This window comes from Thalassovita taeanensis, from assembly GCF_900110775.1.
Lineage (GTDB): Bacteria > Pseudomonadota > Alphaproteobacteria > Rhodobacterales > Rhodobacteraceae > Litorimicrobium > Litorimicrobium taeanense.
In genome coordinates, this window is the sequence record NZ_FOEP01000016.1 from 78836 (window position 1) to 98489 (window position 19654).

Annotated in this window: 24 protein-coding genes and 2 pseudogenes; 20 read left to right on the forward strand and 6 right to left on the reverse strand. The window is 60.1% G+C overall.

From position 1 onward, the window contains the following. Window positions 1-6 precede the first annotated feature (6 nt). Window positions 7-348, reverse strand: a complete 342-nt coding sequence (fdxA, locus tag BSF79_RS16980) for a ferredoxin FdxA (protein ID WP_090271023.1) — start codon at window positions 346-348, stop codon at window positions 7-9. 136 nt (window positions 349-484) lie between these two features. Here fdxA and BSF79_RS16985 point away from each other — a divergent pair, with 136 nt between their 5' ends. The 13 genes from BSF79_RS16985 (at window position 485) to BSF79_RS17045 (ending at window position 11290) form a co-directional block, all read left to right on the forward strand. Beyond that, window positions 485-775: a gamma-butyrobetaine hydroxylase-like domain-containing protein gene (locus BSF79_RS16985; RefSeq protein ID WP_090271024.1), complete on the forward strand. Its 291-nt coding sequence runs from the start codon at window positions 485-487 to the stop codon at window positions 773-775. Between the two features lie 62 nt (window positions 776-837). Then, complete coding sequence (locus BSF79_RS16990) at window positions 838-2580, forward strand: fumarate reductase/succinate dehydrogenase flavoprotein subunit (RefSeq protein ID WP_090271025.1); 1743 nt, start codon at window positions 838-840, stop codon at window positions 2578-2580. Between the two features lie 11 nt (window positions 2581-2591). Beyond that, window positions 2592-2834: a 4Fe-4S dicluster domain-containing protein gene (locus BSF79_RS16995; RefSeq protein ID WP_090271026.1), complete on the forward strand. Its 243-nt coding sequence runs from the start codon at window positions 2592-2594 to the stop codon at window positions 2832-2834. Between the two features lie 7 nt (window positions 2835-2841). Further along, window positions 2842-3804, forward strand: a complete 963-nt coding sequence (locus BSF79_RS17000) for a HEAT repeat domain-containing protein (RefSeq protein WP_090271027.1) — start codon at window positions 2842-2844, stop codon at window positions 3802-3804. Between the two features lie 315 nt (window positions 3805-4119). Then, a complete protein-coding gene (locus BSF79_RS17005) occupies window positions 4120-5493 on the forward strand; it encodes an ABC transporter substrate-binding protein (RefSeq protein ID WP_090271028.1) in 1374 nt (457 codons plus the stop codon). A 76-nt stretch (window positions 5494-5569) separates the two neighbouring features. Further along, on the forward strand, window positions 5570-6463 hold the full coding sequence (locus tag BSF79_RS17010) for an ABC transporter permease (RefSeq protein WP_090271029.1): 894 nt from the start codon (window positions 5570-5572) through the stop codon (window positions 6461-6463). After that, the gene (locus BSF79_RS17015; RefSeq protein WP_139246479.1) at window positions 6442-7128 is read left to right on the forward strand and encodes a hypothetical protein; all 687 of its coding nucleotides are present in this window, start codon (window positions 6442-6444) and stop codon (window positions 7126-7128) included. Before BSF79_RS17010 ends, BSF79_RS17015 begins: the two co-directional genes overlap by 22 nt. Next, on the forward strand, window positions 7121-7960 hold the full coding sequence (locus BSF79_RS17020) for an ABC transporter ATP-binding protein (RefSeq protein ID WP_090271031.1): 840 nt from the start codon (window positions 7121-7123) through the stop codon (window positions 7958-7960). Before BSF79_RS17015 ends, BSF79_RS17020 begins: the two co-directional genes overlap by 8 nt. Further along, window positions 7957-8559 (forward strand): SCO family protein, encoded by a 603-nt coding sequence (locus BSF79_RS17025; RefSeq protein ID WP_090271032.1) that lies wholly within the window; start codon window positions 7957-7959, stop codon window positions 8557-8559. The genes BSF79_RS17020 and BSF79_RS17025 overlap by 4 nt, the downstream gene beginning before the upstream one ends. Further along, a complete protein-coding gene (locus tag BSF79_RS17030; RefSeq protein ID WP_090271033.1) occupies window positions 8556-8984 on the forward strand; it encodes a copper chaperone PCu(A)C in 429 nt (142 codons plus the stop codon). Before BSF79_RS17025 ends, BSF79_RS17030 begins: the two co-directional genes overlap by 4 nt. Continuing rightward, complete coding sequence (locus BSF79_RS17035; RefSeq protein WP_090271034.1) at window positions 8971-9570, forward strand: c-type cytochrome; 600 nt, start codon at window positions 8971-8973, stop codon at window positions 9568-9570. The genes BSF79_RS17030 and BSF79_RS17035 overlap by 14 nt, the downstream gene beginning before the upstream one ends. Continuing rightward, window positions 9567-10283 (forward strand): Crp/Fnr family transcriptional regulator, encoded by a 717-nt coding sequence (locus tag BSF79_RS17040; protein WP_090271035.1) that lies wholly within the window; start codon window positions 9567-9569, stop codon window positions 10281-10283. Before BSF79_RS17035 ends, BSF79_RS17040 begins: the two co-directional genes overlap by 4 nt. Continuing rightward, the gene (locus BSF79_RS17045; protein ID WP_175545365.1) at window positions 10280-11290 is read left to right on the forward strand and encodes a YeiH family protein; all 1011 of its coding nucleotides are present in this window, start codon (window positions 10280-10282) and stop codon (window positions 11288-11290) included. Before BSF79_RS17040 ends, BSF79_RS17045 begins: the two co-directional genes overlap by 4 nt. 70 nt (window positions 11291-11360) lie before the next feature. On the opposite strand, the gene BSF79_RS17050 is transcribed toward BSF79_RS17045, so the two are convergent. From BSF79_RS17050 to BSF79_RS17055, 3 genes are all read right to left on the reverse strand, one after another. Then, window positions 11361-12059, reverse strand: coding sequence for a TniB family NTP-binding protein (locus BSF79_RS17050; RefSeq protein ID WP_175545366.1), 699 nt, complete (start codon window positions 12057-12059; stop codon window positions 11361-11363). A 101-nt stretch (window positions 12060-12160) separates the two neighbouring features. Next, window positions 12161-12349 carry a hypothetical protein gene (locus BSF79_RS19580; RefSeq protein ID WP_139246480.1) on the reverse strand — a complete coding sequence of 63 codons (189 nt, stop codon included), beginning with the start codon at window positions 12347-12349 and terminating at the stop codon, window positions 12161-12163. A 578-nt stretch (window positions 12350-12927) separates the two neighbouring features. Continuing rightward, entirely contained in the window at window positions 12928-13674 is a 747-nt protein-coding gene (locus BSF79_RS17055) for an SDR family oxidoreductase (protein ID WP_090271051.1), read from the reverse strand. 104 nt (window positions 13675-13778) lie between these two features. On the opposite strand from BSF79_RS17055, the gene BSF79_RS17060 reads away from it, so the two are divergent. Continuing rightward, the gene (locus BSF79_RS17060) at window positions 13779-14180 is read left to right on the forward strand and encodes a winged helix-turn-helix transcriptional regulator (protein WP_090271037.1); all 402 of its coding nucleotides are present in this window, start codon (window positions 13779-13781) and stop codon (window positions 14178-14180) included. Between the two features lie 367 nt (window positions 14181-14547). On the opposite strand, the gene BSF79_RS17065 is transcribed toward BSF79_RS17060, so the two are convergent. Continuing rightward, a complete protein-coding gene (locus BSF79_RS17065) occupies window positions 14548-15867 on the reverse strand; it encodes an MFS transporter (protein ID WP_090271038.1) in 1320 nt (439 codons plus the stop codon). Window positions 15868-15875: 8 nt separating this feature from the next. Next, on the reverse strand, window positions 15876-16136 hold the full coding sequence (locus BSF79_RS17070; protein WP_090271039.1) for a metal-sensing transcriptional repressor: 261 nt from the start codon (window positions 16134-16136) through the stop codon (window positions 15876-15878). Between the two features lie 84 nt (window positions 16137-16220). Between BSF79_RS17070 and BSF79_RS17075 the strand changes: the two genes are divergently transcribed. The 6 genes and pseudogenes from BSF79_RS17075 to BSF79_RS17100 all read left to right on the forward strand — a co-directional run. Then, on the forward strand, window positions 16221-16577 hold the full coding sequence (locus BSF79_RS17075) for a hypothetical protein (RefSeq protein WP_090271052.1): 357 nt from the start codon (window positions 16221-16223) through the stop codon (window positions 16575-16577). Between the two features lie 61 nt (window positions 16578-16638). Continuing rightward, entirely contained in the window at window positions 16639-17367 is a 729-nt protein-coding gene (locus tag BSF79_RS17080; protein WP_090271040.1) for a HupE/UreJ family protein, read from the forward strand. A 17-nt stretch (window positions 17368-17384) separates the two neighbouring features. Continuing rightward, window positions 17385-18008, forward strand: a complete 624-nt coding sequence (locus tag BSF79_RS17085; RefSeq protein ID WP_090271041.1) for a transmembrane anchor protein — start codon at window positions 17385-17387, stop codon at window positions 18006-18008. Between the two features lie 103 nt (window positions 18009-18111). After that, window positions 18112-18462 (forward strand): DUF6488 family protein, encoded by a 351-nt coding sequence (locus tag BSF79_RS17090; RefSeq protein WP_281248651.1) that lies wholly within the window; start codon window positions 18112-18114, stop codon window positions 18460-18462. Window positions 18463-18877: 415 nt separating this feature from the next. After that, window positions 18878-19306, forward strand: a pseudogene (locus tag BSF79_RS17095) (tyrosine-type recombinase/integrase); the annotation flags it as partial. 64 nt (window positions 19307-19370) lie between these two features. After that, window positions 19371-19628, forward strand: a pseudogene (locus BSF79_RS17100) (transposase); the annotation flags it as partial. Between the last annotated feature and the right edge of the window lie 26 nt (window positions 19629-19654).

Sequence of the window (19654 nt, forward strand, 5' to 3'; positions counted from 1 at the left end):
ATCCTTTCAGGCGGCTTCAGCGGCGGGCTTGCCGGAAAACAGCGTTTCCAGCTTATCGGACTGGCCATCCAGCGCATCCGCCTCGGGCAGCGGCTCCTTGGCTTCGGTTATGACGGGCCAGAGGGCTGCGTATTTCGCGTTAAAGGCAACCCATTTTTCCATCCCGCCCTCGGTGTCGGCGCGGATCGCATCTGCCGGGCATTCCGGTTCGCACACGCCGCAGTCGATGCATTCGTCCGGGTCGATCACCAACATGTTCTCGCCCTCGTAAAAGCAGTCCACCGGGCAGACCGACACGCAGTCAGTGTATTTGCAGCCAATGCAGTTGTCCGTCACGACATAGGTCATCTCTGGTGTCCTTCCCTGTTTGAAGGTGACTCTGCTGCGCTGCGGCGGTGGTGTCCGTCAATAAATTGCTATTGGCAGATTCTGCACTGCGGCACTCTGAGGCTAACGAACGATATGACCCCAGAAAGGCCCCGACATGATCGACACCCTTACCGCAACCCCGGATTGCCGCGCCCTGACCATCAGATGGGATGGCGGGCACGAATCGACCCTGTCCGCCGATATCCTGCGGCGCGAGGCGCGCGATGCCTATTCCACCCGCGAACGCATCGACTTTGGCACGGTCCGCGTGATCCCCGATATCGCGATTACGGCGCTGGTGCAGGTCGGCCATGGCGGCGTGAATGTCCATTTTTCAGACGGCCATGACCGCGCGATCTACCCATTCGAGTATCTGCGCGAACTCAGCCACCGCTTTGACAACTAATTGACAGAGGCCATGCCGCGCTGCGGCGCAGGTTGGTCTCAGCAACCCGAAGGGAGCCAAGAATGGACGAGATACTGGACGGACTGACGCAGATCGACTGCGACATCCTCGTGATCGGGGGCGGCACGGCCGGCCCGATGGCTGCGCTCAAGGCCAAGAAGAAGAACCCCGAGGCGAATGTCGTCCTGCTCGACAAGGCGAACGTGAAACGCTCGGGCGCGATTTCGATGGGCATGGACGGGCTGAACAATTCAGTCATCCCAGGCTATGCCACGCCCGAACAGTACACCAAGGAAATCACCATCGCCAATGACGGCATCTGCGATCAGGCCGCCGTCTACCGCTATGCCGAGGAATGCTACGGCATCATCCAGGAACTCGACAGCTTTGGCATCCGGTTTCAGAAGGACCAGAACGGCGAATACGATGTCAAGAAGGTCCACCACATTGGCACCTATGTCCTGCCGATGCCGAATGGCGACACGGTGAAAAAGGCGCTCTATCGCCAGTTGCGCAAGGCGCGCATCAACATCGTGAACCGCTATATGGCGACACGTCTGCTGACCGGCGAGGGGCGCGTTGCGGGCGCGATCTGCGTCAACACCCGCACGGCTGAATTTCTGGTGGTCCGTGCCAAGGCGGTGATCATGGGGCTGGGGGCTGCGGGCCGTCTGGGTCTGCCGACCAGCGGCTACCTTTATGGCACCTACGAGAATGCCAGCAATTCGGGCGAAGGCTATGCGATGGCCTATCATGCCGGCGCGGGCCTTGCGAACCTGGAATGCTACCAGATCAACCCGCTGATCAAGGATTACAACGGACCCGCCTGCGCCTATGTCGCCGGCCCGCTGGGCGGCTATACCGCCAATGCGGCGGGTGAGCGGTTCATCGAATGCGACTACTGGTCCGGCCAGATGATGCAGGAATTCTACGACGAACTTCAGGGTGGCAAGGGGCCGGTGTTCCTCAAGCTCAACCACTTGGCCGAAGAAACCGTGGCCGAGATCGAGCGCGTGCTGCACATCGTGGAACGCCCCACGCGCGGCCATTTCCACGCCGGGCGCGGGACTGATTATCGCAAGACGATGATCGAGATGCACATCTCGGAAATCGGCTTCTGCTCCGGTCACTCTGCCAGCGGCGTGTTTGTCGACGAAAACGCCCGCACCACGATCGCGGGCCTCTATGCCGCAGGCGACATGGCCAATGTCCCACACAACTACATGCTGGGCGCCTTCACCCACGGCGCCTTTGCCGGAGAGGATGCGGCCGACTACATCAAGGACATGGACTTCGCCGAATTTGACCATGCCGAGGTCGAAGCCGAACGTCTCCGAGTTCTGGCTCCTACCAAACGCGACGACGGCATTCCGCCGAACCAGATCGAATACAAGACCCGCCGCCTGGTGAACGATTACCTGCAGCCGCCCAAGGTCACGGCCAAGATGCAGCTGGCGCAGAAACGCTTTGCCGAAGTGCGCGAGGACATGGAGCAGGGAATGTATGTCCGCGACGCCCATGAACTCATGCGCTCGCTTGAGGCGTCGACAATTCTGGACTGCGCCGACATGGCCGCCGCCGCCTCGCTCTATCGCACCGAAAGCCGCTGGGGGCTGTACCACAACCGCGTGGAGTATGAGCGCGACGACGAAAACTGGTTCTGCCACACGATCCTGACCAAGGGGGCCGATGGTCAGCCCGCGCACGCCAAGAAAGCCGTGCAGCCCTACGTCGTCGACATCGCGGACGAGGAGAAGGACGCCTATTACAACCAGCGCGTCGATCCCTCTGTCGCTGCTGAATAAGGAGATATTTCATGCCCTTGGCTCAAACCGCCACCTCCGTCCCCGTCACCGTCAACAAGGATCTGTGCATCGCCGACAAGGGCTGCACGGTCTGCGTCGATGTCTGCCCGCTGGACGTGCTGCGCATCGCCGTGACCGATGACGGGACCAAGACAGCCTACATGAAGTACGACGAATGCTGGTACTGCATGCCATGTGAGGCGGACTGCCCCACTGGCGCCGTCACCGTTAACCTTCCCTATCTGCTGAAGTGAGGACCGGATGACAGCTTTGTTCGAAGAATTCGACGATATCGCGGATCTGGCCCTGGGTTTGGACGACCCATCGCCGGGCACGCGGATCATGGCGGTGATCGACCTGGCCGACAGCGCCGATCCCGCAGCGATCCCCTATCTGACGTTGGCCACCAGCGATCCAGACGCGGGAGTGCGCAAACAGGCAGCGCTTGCGCTGACCTCGTTCGACGGGCCGATGACGGCCGCCGCGCTGGTCATCGCCCTGTCTGACACGGATCCGGCGGTGCGCGAGGCGGCAGCGCTCAGCCTGACCGAACTCAAGGACCCGAAGGCCGGCGACGCGATCCTGCCGCATCTGGGCCATTCGGACGAGTTCAAACTGCTGTCCTGCTTTGCCGGCATCAAGGAACTGCGTCGCGCCGAGGCGATGGCGCCCGCTATCACGGCGTTTTCCCATAGCTCGCCGGTGGTGCGGGTACAGGCGGTCGGCGTCGTCGGTTGGTTGCAGGACGACACATCACTGACGGCCCTGCGCGAGGCAGCGATGGACAGCGATCCGGCGGTGCGCCGGGCAGCACTTGCCGCGCTGGGGTTCTCAAAGTCCGACACGGCGCAGCAGGCGCTGATCGACGCGCTGAAAGACCCCGAATGGCTTGTCCGCGAAGCCGCCGCCGAAACGCTGGCGAAATCCGGCAGCGCGTCCTGCGTCCCCGCCCTTCGGTCGGTTCTGACGGATGATTTCTGGCAGGTCCGGCTCAAGGCCGTCCGGTCGCTGGGCAAGCTTGGCGCAACCGAGGCGGCGATGCAAATCGGCCCGATGATGGATCTGGACGTGCCCAATCTTCGCAAGGAATGCGCCGCCGTTCTGGGCGAGCTGGCGGTGCCTGAAACGCGCGCCTTTCTGCTGCCGTTCGAAAACGACACAGACCCCGACGTGCGCAAGAACGTGCGCTGGGCCCTAGGCCGGATCGACAAGGCCGCCGCCTGAACTGACTAAAAATATAACACTAACAGGCTCCTCGAACCGCAAGGTTTGGGGGGTCCTTTTTGGCCCGAAGTATTAAAGTTAAGTCATTGAAATATATATAGAATATAAATTGCGATTCGCCTCACATCCGCCCCAATTTTGAAGTGTTTCCGCAAGATAAACGCGCAACACCACAGAGTTTGAGTTGAAATATTAGGCAAACATTGAATCAGTCGTTCACAATGCGGCGGTGCCGCTTTGAGGATCGCCAGTTGCGCCGGATAATGGGTCTACAAACAGAAAAAAGAAACTGATCCCATCCGACAGGAGCGACACATGACCTTTCCAATTCTCCGCACCAGCCTGATCTCGGCCGCCATGGCGACCTTGGCGAGCACGGTCTCTGCCGACACAATTTCCATCGCCATCGGCCACCAGTCGATGTGCACCGACACCTACACCGCCGGCATCGTGGTCAAGGAACTTGGCTTGCTGGAAAAGAACCTGCCACACGATGGCAAATATGCCGACGCCGATTATGACGTCAGCTGGGCCGACTACAGCTCGGGCGGGCCGATCACCAACCAGATGATGGCCAACAAGCTGAACTTTGGCGTGATGGGGGATTATCCGCTGATCGTGAACGGCGCCAAGTTTCAGGAAACCGACAGTCTGCGCACGCTTTATGTCGCGGGCACGGGCTATAACGTCAAGGGATCGGGCAATTCCATTGTCGTGCCCGTCGACAGCGACATCTATTCCATCGAGCAGCTGACCGGTAAAGAGGTCTCGACCCCGGTCGGCTCTGCCGCCTGGGGTATGCTGCTCAAGGCGATGCAAGACAATAACATCTCGACCGCAGACTATGTGCTCAAGAACCAAAGCCCGGCGGTGGGCGCTGCCAACATCGCGGCGGGCAAGATCGACGCGCATTCCGATTTTTGCCCCTGGTCCGAGATCATGGAATTCCGCGGCACCGGCCGCAAAATCTATGACGGTTCGGAAACCGGCGTGCCCTATCTGCACGGCGTCGTCGTCCGTCAGGACTTTGCCGAGGAATATCCCGAGGTGGTCGAGGCGTTCATCAAGGCGATCTACCAGGCCGGGGAATGGATCCGCGCCGACCCGATGAAGGCCGTGACCGAAATGGAGGGCTGGACCGGTGTCGAAAAAGAGGTGCTCTATCTCTATTTTTCAAAGGGCGGCCACCTGACGCTGGACCCGACGATCAAACCCGCCTGGGTCGATGCGCTGAAGTTCGACCACGAGGTTCTGGTCAAGGAAAAGGCCATCCCGCCGCTCGATTTCGACGCCTGGATCACCGAGGACTACGCGAAGGCCGCCTATGCCGACCTCGGTGTGGATTACGAGGCGGAAAAGGCCGTGACCGTCGACCCCAAGGAAAACAACGCCGGTCTGCCGATGGAGATCTGGCATGCCCGCGACGGCGTCTCGAGCTATCCAGACATGCCCGCCTTTCTGACGGCGCTGGCCGAGATGACCTCGACCGGGGCCAAACTGAACGCCAGCTATGTCTATGACTCTGAGACGGGTCTGAAGCTTTTCGGCAAAACCGCGTTCTGGGTCAAGGCCGGCGACGCCTACACCACCTTCCTGCGCAAGGGCGACGCGGAGAGCTATGCCTCGGCCAATGGCGGTGCGCTGATCACCTTTGAAGACGCCATCGCGGAGTTCACCGCAAAAGGGTGACGTCCTCCTCTGAAACAGCAAGACATGGCGCCCCCGGGGACCGGGGGCGCCGATCCAGCCCGCAAAGGACAGGACCATGCCCCAGGCCGTACAGACTCTTTCCGACGACCCCATCGCTTCGGACCGGGCCCAGCAACCCACGCCATCGGACGAACCCGCGGCCGTGGCCACACCCGGACTGCTGCGCAGAATGCTGCGCCCTGAGCTGCTGCAATCGCTAGGCCTTGGCCTGCTGTCGCTCGCAGCGGGGGTGCTGTTCTGGCACTGGGCATCGGCCACCAACCTCAATTTCTTCGTCAATTTCGAAAACGTACCGGGCCCGGGCAAGGTCTTTGCCTCGTTCCTCGGGCATCTTCAAACCGAGATTTTCTACACCCATATCCGCGTCTCGATGCAGCGTATTCTGATCAGCTATTCCATCGCTGCCGCCCTTGGCATCGGGTTGGGTCTGGTCATGGGCCGGTCCCGGATCGTGCGCGCGTTCGTCATGCCCTATATCGAGGTGATCCGCCCGATCCCCGCTGTCGCCTGGATCCCGCTCGCAATCCTGATGTGGCCGACCGAAGAAGCGTCGATCATCTACATCACCTTTCTGGGCGCGCTGTTTCCCGTTGTGCTCAACACGCTGCACGGGGTTGAACAGACGCCCGAAGTCCTTGTGCGCGCAGCGCAGTCTCTGGGCGCCTCGCGGCTGGCCATCTTTGGACATGTCGTGCTGCCTGCGGCACTGCCCTCGATCTCGGCGGGTCTGGCCATCGGAATGGGGGTCAGCTGGTTCTCGCTGCTGGCAGGCGAGATCATCTCGGGCCAGTACGGCATCGGCTATTTCACCTGGAACGCCTACAGCCTGATCAACTATCAGGACATCGTGGTGGGCATGTTGGTGATCGGCTTCCTTGGCACCGCCTCGACGGCGGCGGTCAAGCTGCTGACCAAGCCGCTTCTCAAATGGCAAAAGAGGACTCGGTGATGCGGGCCGCACTTTCCATTATCACCCGTCAGGTGCGGCGAAGCTGGCCCCGAATGCTGCTCTGGGGGCTGGGCTTTGCAGTGCTGTCGCAGGTCTTCATGCTGCTGGCCCTGGTCGCCCGTTTCGGGGCGCTGCCCAACTATGTCACATTCTATGACTGGATCGGCAATGTTGTGCGGATCATCACATCGACCCCCAGCTGGGCAGACATCCCACCGATCATCGCCGAAGAATGGCTGATCGAGGTTGGGCGCATGAATTACGACTACGGCACCGGCATTTCAGTATGGAGCCTCAATGTTATACCATCACGTCTGCTGGTACTCTTCGGACTTGGGGTGCTGATCGGCCTTGCCGCCAGCCTTGCCCGCCGCGAGTCCTGTTCGGCACCCGAGCGGCGCGGTGCCACGCTGGCAACCGGTGCGGGCGCCGTTCTGGTGGCCATGACCAACGCCACGATGAGCTGGGTGGTCTGTTGCGCCACGCCCACCTGGGTTGTCGGACTGTCCATGATGGGGCTGGGTGTCTCGACGTCGCTGGCGTTGGAACGGTTGGGTCCGGTCTTTTCCTACCTCGGGTTTGCCCTGCTTATCGCCACAATTCTCGGCCTTGCTCTGCGCAAACGCGCCCGTCAACGCCTTTACAGGGAGACGACACATGCTTGATGTCCTAAAATATCAGCGCCCCGGTGCGCCAACGAATTCGTCCGGCAAGGGGGCAATCCAGATCAGCGATGCCTCGATCACCTTCGGGCGCGGGGCGTCCGCCTATCACGCGGTGCAAACCACATCGCTGAGGATCCTGCCTGGCGAATTCGTCTGTATACTCGGCCCCTCGGGGTGCGGCAAATCCACCCTGCTGAACGCCATCGCCGGCTATGTGAAACCCACCACCGGCTCTGTGTCGGTGGACAGCGTGACGGTCGAAAAGCCGGGGCCGGACCGGGGCATGGTGTTCCAGCAATATTCCCTTCTGCCGTGGAAGACGGTCTATGAAAACGTCGCTTTCGGCCCGCGCATGGCCGGCGCCAGCCGAACCGAAGCGGGATCGATCGCCAATACCTTCCTTGGCATGGTGGGGCTCAAGAAATTCGGTGACCGCTATCCGGCAGAGCTGTCGGGGGGCATGCAGCAGCGTGTCGGCATCGCCCGTGCGCTGGCGAACTATCCGTCGGTTTTGCTAATGGACGAACCCTTTGGCGCGCTGGATGCCCAGACTCGGCTGATGATGCAGGAAAGTCTGCTCGAAATTTGGGCCAAGTTCGGCACGACGGTGGTCTTTGTCACACATGACGTGGACGAGGCGGTGTTTCTGGCCGACCGCGTGCTGATCATGTCCGCCGCCCCCGGCCGCATCATCGAGGATCTGCACATCGACCTCCCACGCCCGCGCACGACCGAGTCCGCCGCCTTACCGGAATACATCGCGGCGCGGCAGCACTGCATGGCGACGATCCGTTCCGAAAGCCGCAAAGCCTTTGAGGAACAGAACAAATGAAACGGCTCGCTCTTGTTCTGGGCCTTGCATTTGGCCCGCACGCCAGTCCCGCCCTTGCTCAAGTTCAGGGTGTCATGCTGGATGCCCCCGTTCCGATCCCGGCCTTCACGCTCAGCGATCAGGCGGGGCAGCCCTTTTCCGCTGTGGATCTTGCCGACCACTGGACGCTGATCATGTTCGGCTTCAATTCCTGCCCGGATGTCTGCCCCTTCACCCTCGGCAATCTCGAAGCTGCGATTTCCGAAACCGCGCTGCGGGTGAGCCCTGACAGCCTGCCCCGCGTGGTCTTTGTCTCGGTCGATCCTGCGCGCGACTCCGACACGGTGACGGATTATGCGCGGTTCTTTCACCCCGAGTTTCGCGGCGTGACCGGCACCCGCGACCAGCTCGACGCGCTGGTCGCAGCAACGGACAGCTTCTACCGCCTGCTGCCGCCCGATGCCTCGGGCTACTACGAGGTGCAGCATTCCTCGGCCGTGTCGGTCATCGGTCCAGACGGGCAACTGCGCGCGAAACTGCAACCCCCCTTCGATCCCGGCGCCACGGCGGAATTCCTCGCCCGGCTTCAGATCTCATACCGTAGGAAGTCAAACCAATGATGCGTATTCTCTCCGCAGCCATGATTCTCCTGCCCGCGCTGGCGCAGGCAGACGGTATCACTGCACAGAAGGCCTATATCCCGCCCGCGCCGCCCACCGCCCGCGTCCACGCCGCCTATATGTCCCTGCACAACAGCACCGACACCATACGCAGCCTGATCGGCGTCACGGCCGAAGGGTACGGCATGGCGCATCTTCACCAAAGCATGACGCACGGCGGAGTCGCCAGCATGTCGCCGGTCGCACAGCTCGACATCCCCGCCCACGGCGCGGTGGAACTGGCCCCCGGCGGGCTGCACATCATGTTGATGATGCCTCAGGGCGTGGTGAGCGCAGGAACGGTCGTAAACCTGTCCCTGACCTTCTCCGATGGAGAGGTGCTGGCCGTGCCCGCCGTCGTAGAGGACCGGGATGCAGCGTCCTGATGTACGGGCCGCTCTTGCCCTGATCGTGATCCTGATGTCTGCCGGTCCTGCCGCCGCTGACTCGCTGCTGGACGACGGCGCGCCTGCCTATGAGCGCTGCGCGCTCTGCCACGGGCTGTCCGGCGATTCCGCGCGTGACAGGTTCCCCAAGCTGGCAGGCCAGCGCCCCGACTATATCCGGGCACAGATCGGCGCCTTTCTCAGCGGGCAGCGCACGAACGACCGCGGCCAGATGGCCGCCGTGGTCACTGAGCTGAAGCCCGGCGACATCGCCGAGGTGGTCGGCTGGTTCTCGTCCCAGCCGCACCCGGAGCCGGTTCCGGCCGGTGACACAGAAACGGGCCAGATCGCCTATCTTTCCGCCGGTTGCGAGGAATGCCACGACGAACGCGCCGCGGGACCGGAAAACATCCCCTATCTGGCTTCACAACACCCTGCCTATCTGGCCAAACAGATGCGTGACATGCGCGACGGGCGCCGCGACGGCGCCGCGATCGACGCAATGCGCGCGCAGCTGAGCAAGCTCAGCGACGCTGATCTGAACGCGATAGCGGCCTATCTCGCCGCACAGGGCAGGACACAATGACTGACGAACACGACGCCTCGAACAGTGCCCTATACCTTTCGGAATACCTGCTCGAAATCAACGAAGGCGCCGGGTTCCTAGCCTCGCTGAACGACGAAGACCGCGCCCGCGTGCGGCGCAACGGCATGCGCACGACGATCGGCAAGGGCGACGGGCTGTTCTTTCAGGGCGATCCGAACACCGGGATCTGGATCGTCGAATCCGGTCGCATTCGCACCTTTTACGCCGGTCCGTCCGGCCGCGAGATCACGCTGGCCTACTGGAGCCCGGGACATTTCGTCGGCGGCCCCGAAGTGTTCGGGCGTGGGCGTCATGTCTGGTCCGCCGATTCACTGGAAGAGACAGAATTGTTGTTCTTGTCCGGCAGTTCGATCCGCACCCTGGTGCGCGAGGTGCCTGATGTCGCCATCTCGATCATCGAAGGTCTGATCGCCAAGGCGAAATGTTATTCCGCGCTTCTGCAAATGCTGGGCACCCGGTCCGTATTCGAGCGGCTGCGCCAGCTTCTGGTCATCCTGGCCGACACCCACGGGCGGCACGAGAACGGCGATATCATCATCGACCGCTCCATCACCTATGAACAGGTCGCCTCGATGGTCGGGGCGACCCGTCAATGGGTCACGCAATCGCTCGACAAGCTCCAGACCGAGGGCGTTCTGAACGTTTCGCGCAAAGAGATCATCATACATCACCTGGAGAGACTCGAAGAATGACGGCTACGGATCTTGCCACCCGGACGCGCGACACCAGGGACCGTATCCATGCGGTGGCTCCCGGTCTCGCGGTCGCCGCAACTGTCAGCTTGGCCGGGACCGGCATCGCGCTGCGCTATGGCGCGCCCGCGATGCTGTTCGCGCTGCTTCTGGGCATGGTGCTGTCCTTCCTATCGACCGATACACGGGTCCGGCCCGGACTGGAATTTGCGGCAGGCACCTTGCTGAAATCCGGCGTCGCCCTGCTGGGGATCGCCGTTTCGGTCGACACGTTCCAGATGCTGGGCGTTGCAGCTGTGCTCAGCGTAGCGGCTCTGCTGGTGCTGTCGATGAGCTTTGGCATCTGGCTGGGCCGCCGCGCCGGATGGAGCACCGAGGCAGCCGTCGTCGCCGCAGGAGCAGTGTCAATTTGTGGCGCCTCTGCCGCCCTCGCCCTGACGGCGTTGGTTCAGGACAGGGTGTCGCGCAGCCATACGATGGCGGTGATCATGATCGCCACGGGTCTGTCGACCGTGGCCATGGTGTTCTACCCGGTCGTCCTGCATGCGCTGGGCCTGTCGCAATGGCAGACCGGTTTCGTGATCGGCGCGAGCATTCATGACGTGGCACAGGTCATCGGCGCGGGCTTCTCTGTCTCGGACGAAGTAGGCGAAACCGCGACGCTCACCAAGATGATGCGCGTCGCCCTTCTGCCAGTCGTGCTGCTCACGGTCTCGGTTACATTAGGACGTACGTCGCCGGGGACGCGGATCGGACTTCCATGGTTCGTGTTGGCCTTCGCGGCGCTGTTTGTGCTCGCGAGCGCCTTTCCAGTTCCCGAGGCTCTGCGCGCCGGGGTGTCGGATCTGTCCCGTGCTCTTTTCCTTGTCGCGATTGCAGGCATCGGCCTGCTCAGCAATGTGCAGGAGCTGCGGCAGGTGGGCGGGCGCACGTTTTGCGTGCTATTCACTTCAACCGCCCTGTTGTTCGGGACGGCAATCCTGCTGGGATTGCTTTTTCAAAGTTAGCCTGGCCCCAAATGTCTGCAACTCGAAAGCCCCATTATTTTAGGGATGAGCTCCCCCCGAAAGTCGGACACTAACCCAACATGGGCATCGGCGGCGTGACACCCGCTATGAAACTGAAAACAGCCGCGTGAATTCTACGGCTGGACCCCATTAAAAATGGGAGGATTACTGCGGCTTCTTCGCTAAAGTATTCAACCAGAGAGATCAGCCCGGCCTCATCCATGCCATACTGCAGATTGGACGGCACGATCTTGGTAAAGCGCCGCGAAACCTGAGGATCGAATGCGGCCACCTCCGCCAGGCGCCGGGTCCCGCTCAGGATCGGAATGACAGCATTGTCGCCCTGCATGAGGGACTTGATCATCCGCAGTGAACTTTCGGTCTCATTGGCCGAGCGCGCCATGATGAGATCATGCGCTTCATCCGACCACAGGACAATGATCCCTGCGGCCCGGAGCCGCTGTTTGACGGCTTCCCAGATTTCCCACACTTTGGCACTGGACGCGATATGCTCCACACCCAGGGCGGCGAGGATCGCCAAGCCAACGCTTTTCAAAGTCGCAGGGCTCGGCACCTGAATCTCAAGGTAGCGCGGCTCGCCAGTCTCAGGGTTCAGTGCCAAAAATTTGACTTCACGGAGGATCGTGCGGACGGCCGTGGCCTTGCTGCCGCCAGGTTCTTCGATGAGAATAACGCCGCGTGTTTCCTGCCCGGCTGTGTAGCGACAGGGCACTGACGTCAATTCCCCGTCGCTATCGACTTCAAACAAGCGATAGAGGTGTTTCTTGGGCTCGTGGTCGCGTTCGCTTGGAATATGGATCTTGCGCAGATTCTAAACCTGCGCAGCGGCATTGGTTGTGAACTCCATGATTATGCTCCCGGATACTGCGTTGATGTCTGTGCCTGAATGTGCATCTCGAAATTGTCGTCGGTCATTTTGAGGCCCTCCGAAGGGATTGGTTGCAGGAAGCCGGTGCCTTTGCCGTGGCAAGCAACCGGTTCGTTTTCTGACAGTGCTATCGTTGTTCTCGCGGCCAAAACGACCTTGACGTGCGTCATCTGTGTTTTGTGCTGTTCGAGTCTGTGGGGGCGCTGTAGAGCTTCCTGCGCGATTCAATATTAGTTTAATTAAGTCAAATGCTTGCAGGCCAAACGTCTCTTGTTGTCCGAGCAGACATATTTTTTTGAAGTTGCTGTATTTTCCGTCTCAGGCAGCAACCGAGCTGCTGTTTCCTGATTTCAATGAAGAGATTGGCCACTGTTCAGCCAGACGAAGAAGAAAATCGCAGATCGGCCAATTTTCATTTGGCAGCATGTAAACCGATGCGCAAAATGGGCAGCGGTTTTAGTTGGGTAACGACACACCGGCTGCTCTGAAGGTCAGGAAGCAATGGTGGACTGTAGGGGCTCGCAGCTGCTGCAGGTGCAAACTCAGAATTTTGACCCGAAGGGGGGGCATTTCACGCTGTGGGGCCGCGTGCCAAAGCAGGCGTCGGCCTCGACCCCACCACTTTCGCCAGGTCGACAGGCGACGCTGCGGGGGCTTTCAGACGCTCGTGCGTCTTGGAGGTATCCTGCCTCCCGCAAAGTGCAGATCGGGAGGCCCTGGCGCCCCGGTCTAGCTTTCACCGCGATGCTCAGCCGTTGATGGTCGCAAAGGCTGCGGAATAGCGGCTCTCGGACTCGGCTTTGCGCTGGAAGTTGACACGGTTCACCAGCACCTCGTCCGGCACCTCGTCGAGTGACAGGATACCCATCACCTCGTCGGTAAAGTCCTGCAGCGGCATCGCAGCGGCAACCTGTGACTGACCGGGTGTCAGGTCCGTCGCGACCAGCGGCGGCGCGATCTCATGCACGGCGACTGACGTTTCGCGCAGTTGGTGACGCAGCGACTGCGTCCATGAGTGGATCGCGGCCTTGGTCGCGGAATAGACCGGGGTCATTGCCTTGGGCACGAAGGCGAGGCCCGAGGACATCGTGATCAGTGCTGCCTGGGGGCGGGATTGGAGGTGTGGCAGCAGCGCCGCCGCGAGGCGGATCGGCGCGACGAGATTGGTGGCGATGGTGCGCTCGGCGACATCGAGGCTGACTGGTTCAGCGGTATAGTCCTCGGCCTCCATGATGCCCGCGTTCAGGATGACGGTATCAAGGTTTGGGTGCTCGGCCAGTACGCTGGCAGAGAAGGCAGCGAGCGCGGCCTCGTCCGTGACATCAAGGGCATAGCCCGCCATTTCGGGGTTGTGGTCAAGTGTGGCCTGCAGGCTGTCCCGCTTGCGCCCGGTGATGATAATGCGGTTGCCCTTGGCCTGAAGAGCCTCGGCCAGAGCCTGACCGATCCCGGAGTTTCCGCCGGTGATGAGGATGGTGCGATTGATGAAGGTCATGGGGTCGTCCTTTTCTTTGACTGGCCCAAACATGCGCTTTATGCTAACTATACGAAAGAAGGCACCCAAAAGATTTATACTTACCAAAATGAGAGTATGAAGCCATGTCGGAGACATCGTTGAGGCAAGAGATGCAGGACCTGCCACCGACCGATCCGGCGGTGGACCGACTGGTGGAAGAGATCATCGGCCGGGTTGCAGACAAGTGGACCATGCTGTTGATCGAGATCCTGACAGAGAAAGAGTGTTGCCGTTTCGGCGAACTCGCCCGTGCCTGTACCGGGATCAGCCAGAAGATGTTGACGCAGACCCTGCGTGCGATGGAGAGAGACGGCCTCGTTAATCGCACGGTCTACCCGGTCGTGCCTCCGAAGGTTGAATATCGGCTGACCGACCTCGGCCTAGGCCTGAGCAAGGCGTTTTGCGGCGTGTGGCTGTGGGCAGAGGCCAATCTGGAAACGATTGAGCAGGCCCGAAGAGACTATGCTGGGAAGCAGGAGATTTAAGAATTTTAGCTTTGAGTTCGGAGCCGCGCTGCGGCGGTGCAGCGTAGTGACTTTTCCGCTGGAACATCAGAACCATCTGCGGGCGCTTGGGCAAGGAGACCGCAGGCAGCGCGAAGCGGACACAACTTGGGCGCCCTTCCAGTCAAAGGAACACATGTAGGCCCGGCGGATAGTTTGAATTTGCTGCAGGCGCGAGTTGAGATTTGAACAATGGCGAGAGCCGACATTCAAACAGCCACGGATCAATGGTTTTTGCTGCGATGCAGAAGTCAGCTTCGAGCTCCTTTGACCGATGCTGCGCGAAGCAATTATGTCCTCATGGACGAACGCGAAGCGCCTAAGTCCAGTCTTCGCTGCTTGTTACAACTCAGAAATGTGTGGTCCAGCGGGGATGGATCTCATCAATAACAAGCGGGTGACTGTGCCTGCGTTGCCCCTGCAGGTGGGGATGGTCGAGTGGCAGGTTGTCGTGCGTGTGCTCGACCTCCACTCGATCGCCAGAGGGCCAGAGCTTCAGCGCAGCGAGCATTCCAGCGGCTGCGAGGAACGCGAGGCCAATCAGCGCTGGAACTATGCCGTAGACCGTCAGCAGCCAGCCCGACAGCGGATAGGTCACCAGCCAGCAGGCGTGGGAGAGGGCGAATTGCGCAGCGAACAGCGCGGGGCGGTCCCCGGCATGGGTGGACCGGCGCAGCAACCGGCCGGAAGGCGTGAGGACGGCAGAGTATCCAAGACCAACCAGTAACCACGCCCCCAGAAGGATGGGCCAGTCAAGGCCAGTTGCATGCGTCGTCAACCCCAGCCCGAACAGAGTTAAGACCATCAGCGCAGCACCGCCGAACATAACGGGCCGGTCTGGCAGCGCATCCAAAACGCGCGGGAGGACCAATGCGGCTGTCATCGAACCTGCACCGAAGGCGAACATCGTCCAGGCCAGCGCGCTTTCCGACAGGCCGAGCGAGCCTCGCACCAGAACGACAGTATTGACCAACACCATTGCTCCCGCCGCTGCAGCCGCGAGGTTCAGCGCCAGAAGCCCGCGCAGGCGGGGCGTGGCAAGGTAGATGCGGATGCCGCGTGTCGTCCGGTCATAGATGCCCCGCGGCTCGGAGGCTTTAGGGCTGGGCAGCAGCACCGAAACGACCAGAAGGGCCGAGGCAGTAAACCCAACCACTGTGCCAAGGAAAAGCGAGTTGTAGGACATCACCGCGAGCAGAAGTGCTGCCAGGGTTGGGCTGACGATGTTCTCCAGATCATAAGCCAATCGCGACAGCGACAGTGCGCGGGTGTAACGCTCCTCCTCGGGGAGAACGTCCGGGATCGTCGCTTGAAAGGTCGGTGTGAAGGCGGCAGAGGCCGACTGTAGCAGGAAGATCAGAACATAGACCTGCCAGACCTCGGTTACAAAAGGCAGGGCCAGTGCCACACCAGCACGCACCAGATCAAGTGACACCAGAAACGCGCGGCGTGGCACCCGACCTGCGAAGGCCCCCGCAACGGGCGCGATGCCCACATAGGCCACCATCTTGATGGTGAAGACCGTGCCAAGCACCATCGCAGCCCCATCCCCTGCAAGATCGAAGGCAAGCAAGCCGAGTGCAACAGTCGCGAGGCCGGTTCCCAGAAGTGCCACGACCTGCGCCAGAAACAGATGGCGGTAGGTGCGGTCGGAAAGGATGTCGAACATGGCGGACCTCAGAGATATCGGGCGATCGCCCGCATCTCTGCGCGATCTGTTTCGGAATCTTCGGCGTCCAGGCAATGGTCCATGTGGTCGTGGATCAATGCCCGTTTGGCATTCGTAATAGCCTTTTCCACGGCCTGCATCTGTTGGGCGATCTCAAGGCATGGCTTACCCGCCTCGATCATCTCGATCACGGCGCGCAGGTGGCCGTCAGCACGTTTCAGCCGGGCGATAAGGGCGGGATGACTTGCATGGACATCGGGTTTTGACATAAAAAGGACTTATCCCCCCGGGGGGGATAGGGCAAGATGGTGTCGCAACGCAGGGCCCAAGAGAAGAACGAGCAGGCAGAGAGAATGACAACCATACGGACAATCGGAAAGGTCGTGCTCGCAACGCTTCTCTGTGCGGCCGTGATTGTCTGGTCGGTGATGCCAACGACCTCCCATGCGCCTGCCATCCTCGATGTGCTTCAGGAACACGCGGAAATGATTGCCGAGCACGGGCATTCGCATGGTCTGGAAGAAGACCTCGCCTGGGCGATGCACGGACACAGCCACGATAGCGTCGATCATGATCACAGTCAGGCCGTTGTGCCGCGCCCCGATCTGTCCCCGCAGTCACTCGAAATCTACAGATCTGCGTGGCGACTGGGTTCAGACACATCTGATCCGCTGCAAGTATACCTGATCGAACGACCTCCGCGCGCTTGATCGACTGCACGCCCATTGGTGTGCATCACACGATCAACAACACACATACGGAGTTCAATCCATGAATGCAGTCCATCGGAACTGGACCGATCCCGGCATACGCCGGGTCGTGATCCTGTCCTTAATCACGCTGTCGGCACTCTTTTTGAGTGCAGGCCATGCGCTTGCCCATAATGTTACCGAAGGCGACGCAGGTTACATTCAAGAAATCTGGGGAGTGAACATCATCCCCTTCATGTACCTCGGTGCCAAACACATGGTGACCGGATACGACCACATCTTGTTTCTGTTTGGCGTTGTCTTCTTCCTTTACCGGATGAAGGACGTGGGCATCTATGTCAGTATTTTCGCGGTCGGTCACTCGACGACGATGCTGGCAGGCGTCTGGTTCGGCTGGGGCATCAACGCGTATATCGTAGATGCCATAATCGGCCTGTCGGTCGTCTACAAGGCACTCGACAATTTGGGGGCCTATCAGCGCTGGTTTGGTGTTCAACCCAACACCAAGGTTGCAACGCTGATCTTCGGGTTTTTCCATGGCACGGGCCTTGCGACCAAGATCCTCGACTACGAAATCGCCTCGGACGGGCTCCTGACCAATCTTCTGGCGTTCAACGTCGGCGTCGAACTGGGCCAGCTGATGGCGCTTGCCGTCATCCTTATCGTCATGGGCTATTGGCGAAAATCCCCGAATTTTTTCAGCCAAGCCTACACTGCCAACGTCGTCATGATGTCCATGGGGTTCATCCTCATGGGCCTGCAAATCACCGGCTACTTCGTAGCCACCTGAGACTTTAGGAGAGCAAAATGTTTAACGCAGAAAAACCGAGCCTTGATGAGTTGCCAAGCTCCGCGCAACTCATCCGTTCCACCGCCATTGCCGCGGTCAGCGCGGTTGCGATCCTTGTGACCGTCGTGCTTCCCGCAGAATACAACATCGACCCGACCGGGATCGGTGGCGTGATCGGCCTGACCGAAATGGGCGAGATCAAGACCCAGCTCGCGGAAGAGGCCGAAGCCGACAGGCTGATGGAGCTTGAAGCGCAGGACGAGTCGAGCCTGATGAACGATATTTTTGGGTTTTTTGTCGGCGCCGCGCATGCGCAGGAAGCGGAAATCTGGCGCGACGAAACCACCTTCACGCTGGCACCCGGTGACAGTGCCGAGTGGAAGTTGGTCATGGAAGAAGGCCAAACGGTGGAATACCGAATGATGGTCGACGGTGGGCGCGTCAACTTCGACCTGCATGGTCACGGTGGCGGCAAATCCGTGACCTATAAAAAGGGGCGCGGATCGACAGGCGACGAAGGTCAGATCGTTGCTGCCTTCGATGGCGAGCATGGCTGGTTCTGGCGCAATCGTGACAATCTCGTTGTTACCGTAACCGTTCAAGTCCGCGGCGAATACGCCGAATTCAAGGACGCCAGCTGACAATTTGATAACGGAGCTCACTGAGGGTTCCGTTATCTTCCCTTTTTCACTTCAACCAAGGAAGGACCCTCAAATGCTTTGAAAACTCGCCCTTGCCGCAACGCTGGCTCTCGCCGCTGCGTCGCAGGTCATCGCACATTCTGAAGGCCACGGTTCAATTGAGCCAGCAGTTGCTCTGGAAAATGCAATCAACGCGGCAGATCACCTCACCCGCGTATCTGTGGATCGCGACTGGAGCCCACTTGCCAAGAGTTGGTCGCAGCTTTCGACATCCAGTGCCAAGATCCTTGCCGTCGTGGACGGCGACTACGTCGTCGCAGTGACAAACCCCGATGATGGGAGGATTCTCTACATCCTCGTCGCATTCAACGGCGCAATCGTTGACGCTAATTTCACCGGCACTTTCCCCTATGTGTATGATGCCCAGAACCCTGATACGTGGACGACGGACTGAGGCCCAAGACGCGCAGGCCACCTCACGTGAAACACAAGGCGACTGTAGGCGTTCAGATGGGTGGTGAAGACAGTGCGTTAACAGACTCCAGCTAAAGATCGGGGCTTCCAATGCCGCCCCATGCAAGATCGGCAGCGCCATGTCCCGCATTGTGTGAATTTTGGCATTTCCCAATCTCGCACTTGCAGCAAAAGTCGGCAATGCGGGCCGCAAACGCAGCATCGAGCATCAAAGGCCAATGGCAGCGGGCCGTTCACGTCGATCCCAGGAGATACAGGTAGGGCGGGAGGACTAAGCCGCTCCGCGGCATTGGCGCCTGACCGCAAGGTCGGCACATATTTCATGATTTTTCTTTGTGGCATGCCGGTCTGGGCTGACGATTGGGGTCTTTCCCACCGTCAGACAGGAGGTTCCCATGAAGGAGGAGAAGGCCACCCTGCTGCGCCAGCGGATGATCGAAGACATTTATATTCGGGGGCTGTGCGAGAAGACGCAAAAAGCGCTCATCCGGAATGTGAAGCATTTCGCGTCATTCCTCGGGCGGCCGCCCGACACAGCCACCCCTGAAGATCTGCGCGCCTATCAACTCAAGATGACACAGGGCGGCGTGTCGACCAGCACCTTCAACGTGCGCATCATTTCCCTGCGGTTCTTCTTCGGGATCACTTACGGGCGTGATGAGATGAAGCGCTTCATGCAGTTTCATCGCAAGCCCCGCAAATTGCCGATTGTCCTGAGTGTCGAGGAGGTGGCTGATTTGATGGCCGCCGTGCCCGGCCCTGGGCTCAAATATCGGGCGGCTCTTGGCATCAGTTACGGTGCCGGGCTGCGTGCATCCGAAGTCTTGACCTGAGCCCCTAAAACTCCTCCAAATTTGTGTAGAGTCCGCCCAACAAAAGGACGGACAAATGAAGGCACGATTTACGGATGAACAGATCATTGCGATGATCAAGGAACAGGAATCTGGTGAGAAGACCGCAGACGTGTGTCGGCGTCACGGGATCAGCTCAGCGACGTTCTATAAATACAAATCGAAGTATAGTGGCATGGAACCATCGGATGCGAAGCGGTTGCGGGCATTAGAAGATGAGAACGGCAAGCTGAAGAAGCTTTTGGCAGAACAGATGTTGGACAACGCGATGTTGCGAGACATCAATTCAAAAAAGTGGTGACGCCCGTTGGAAAGCGGAAA

What these genes read in the sequence shown, in the direction of transcription:
- fdxA (WP_090271023.1), bottom strand. Translation starts at nt 348, where the DNA reads ATGACCTATGTCGTGACGGACAACTGCATTGGCTGCAAATACACTGAC.
- BSF79_RS16985 (WP_090271024.1), top strand. Translation starts at nt 485, where the DNA reads ATGATCGACACCCTTACCGCAACCCCGGATTGCCGCGCCCTGACCATC.
- BSF79_RS16990 (WP_090271025.1), top strand. Translation starts at nt 838, where the DNA reads ATGGACGAGATACTGGACGGACTGACGCAGATCGACTGCGACATCCTC.
- BSF79_RS16995 (WP_090271026.1), top strand. Translation starts at nt 2,592, where the DNA reads ATGCCCTTGGCTCAAACCGCCACCTCCGTCCCCGTCACCGTCAACAAG.
- BSF79_RS17000 (WP_090271027.1), top strand. Translation starts at nt 2,842, where the DNA reads ATGACAGCTTTGTTCGAAGAATTCGACGATATCGCGGATCTGGCCCTG.
- BSF79_RS17005 (WP_090271028.1), top strand. Translation starts at nt 4,120, where the DNA reads ATGACCTTTCCAATTCTCCGCACCAGCCTGATCTCGGCCGCCATGGCG.
- BSF79_RS17010 (WP_090271029.1), top strand. Translation starts at nt 5,570, where the DNA reads ATGCCCCAGGCCGTACAGACTCTTTCCGACGACCCCATCGCTTCGGAC.
- BSF79_RS17015 (WP_139246479.1), top strand. Translation starts at nt 6,442, where the DNA reads ATGGCAAAAGAGGACTCGGTGATGCGGGCCGCACTTTCCATTATCACC.
- BSF79_RS17020 (WP_090271031.1), top strand. Translation starts at nt 7,121, where the DNA reads ATGCTTGATGTCCTAAAATATCAGCGCCCCGGTGCGCCAACGAATTCG.
- BSF79_RS17025 (WP_090271032.1), top strand. Translation starts at nt 7,957, where the DNA reads ATGAAACGGCTCGCTCTTGTTCTGGGCCTTGCATTTGGCCCGCACGCC.
- BSF79_RS17030 (WP_090271033.1), top strand. Translation starts at nt 8,556, where the DNA reads ATGATGCGTATTCTCTCCGCAGCCATGATTCTCCTGCCCGCGCTGGCG.
- BSF79_RS17035 (WP_090271034.1), top strand. Translation starts at nt 8,971, where the DNA reads ATGCAGCGTCCTGATGTACGGGCCGCTCTTGCCCTGATCGTGATCCTG.
- BSF79_RS17040 (WP_090271035.1), top strand. Translation starts at nt 9,567, where the DNA reads ATGACTGACGAACACGACGCCTCGAACAGTGCCCTATACCTTTCGGAA.
- BSF79_RS17045 (WP_175545365.1), top strand. Translation starts at nt 10,280, where the DNA reads ATGACGGCTACGGATCTTGCCACCCGGACGCGCGACACCAGGGACCGT.
- BSF79_RS19580 (WP_139246480.1), bottom strand. Translation starts at nt 12,349, where the DNA reads ATGACGCACGTCAAGGTCGTTTTGGCCGCGAGAACAACGATAGCACTG.
- BSF79_RS17055 (WP_090271051.1), bottom strand. Translation starts at nt 13,674, where the DNA reads ATGACCTTCATCAATCGCACCATCCTCATCACCGGCGGAAACTCCGGG.
- BSF79_RS17060 (WP_090271037.1), top strand. Translation starts at nt 13,779, where the DNA reads ATGTCGGAGACATCGTTGAGGCAAGAGATGCAGGACCTGCCACCGACC.
- BSF79_RS17065 (WP_090271038.1), bottom strand. Translation starts at nt 15,867, where the DNA reads ATGTTCGACATCCTTTCCGACCGCACCTACCGCCATCTGTTTCTGGCG.
- BSF79_RS17070 (WP_090271039.1), bottom strand. Translation starts at nt 16,136, where the DNA reads ATGTCAAAACCCGATGTCCATGCAAGTCATCCCGCCCTTATCGCCCGG.
- BSF79_RS17075 (WP_090271052.1), top strand. Translation starts at nt 16,221, where the DNA reads ATGACAACCATACGGACAATCGGAAAGGTCGTGCTCGCAACGCTTCTC.
- BSF79_RS17080 (WP_090271040.1), top strand. Translation starts at nt 16,639, where the DNA reads ATGAATGCAGTCCATCGGAACTGGACCGATCCCGGCATACGCCGGGTC.
- BSF79_RS17085 (WP_090271041.1), top strand. Translation starts at nt 17,385, where the DNA reads ATGTTTAACGCAGAAAAACCGAGCCTTGATGAGTTGCCAAGCTCCGCG.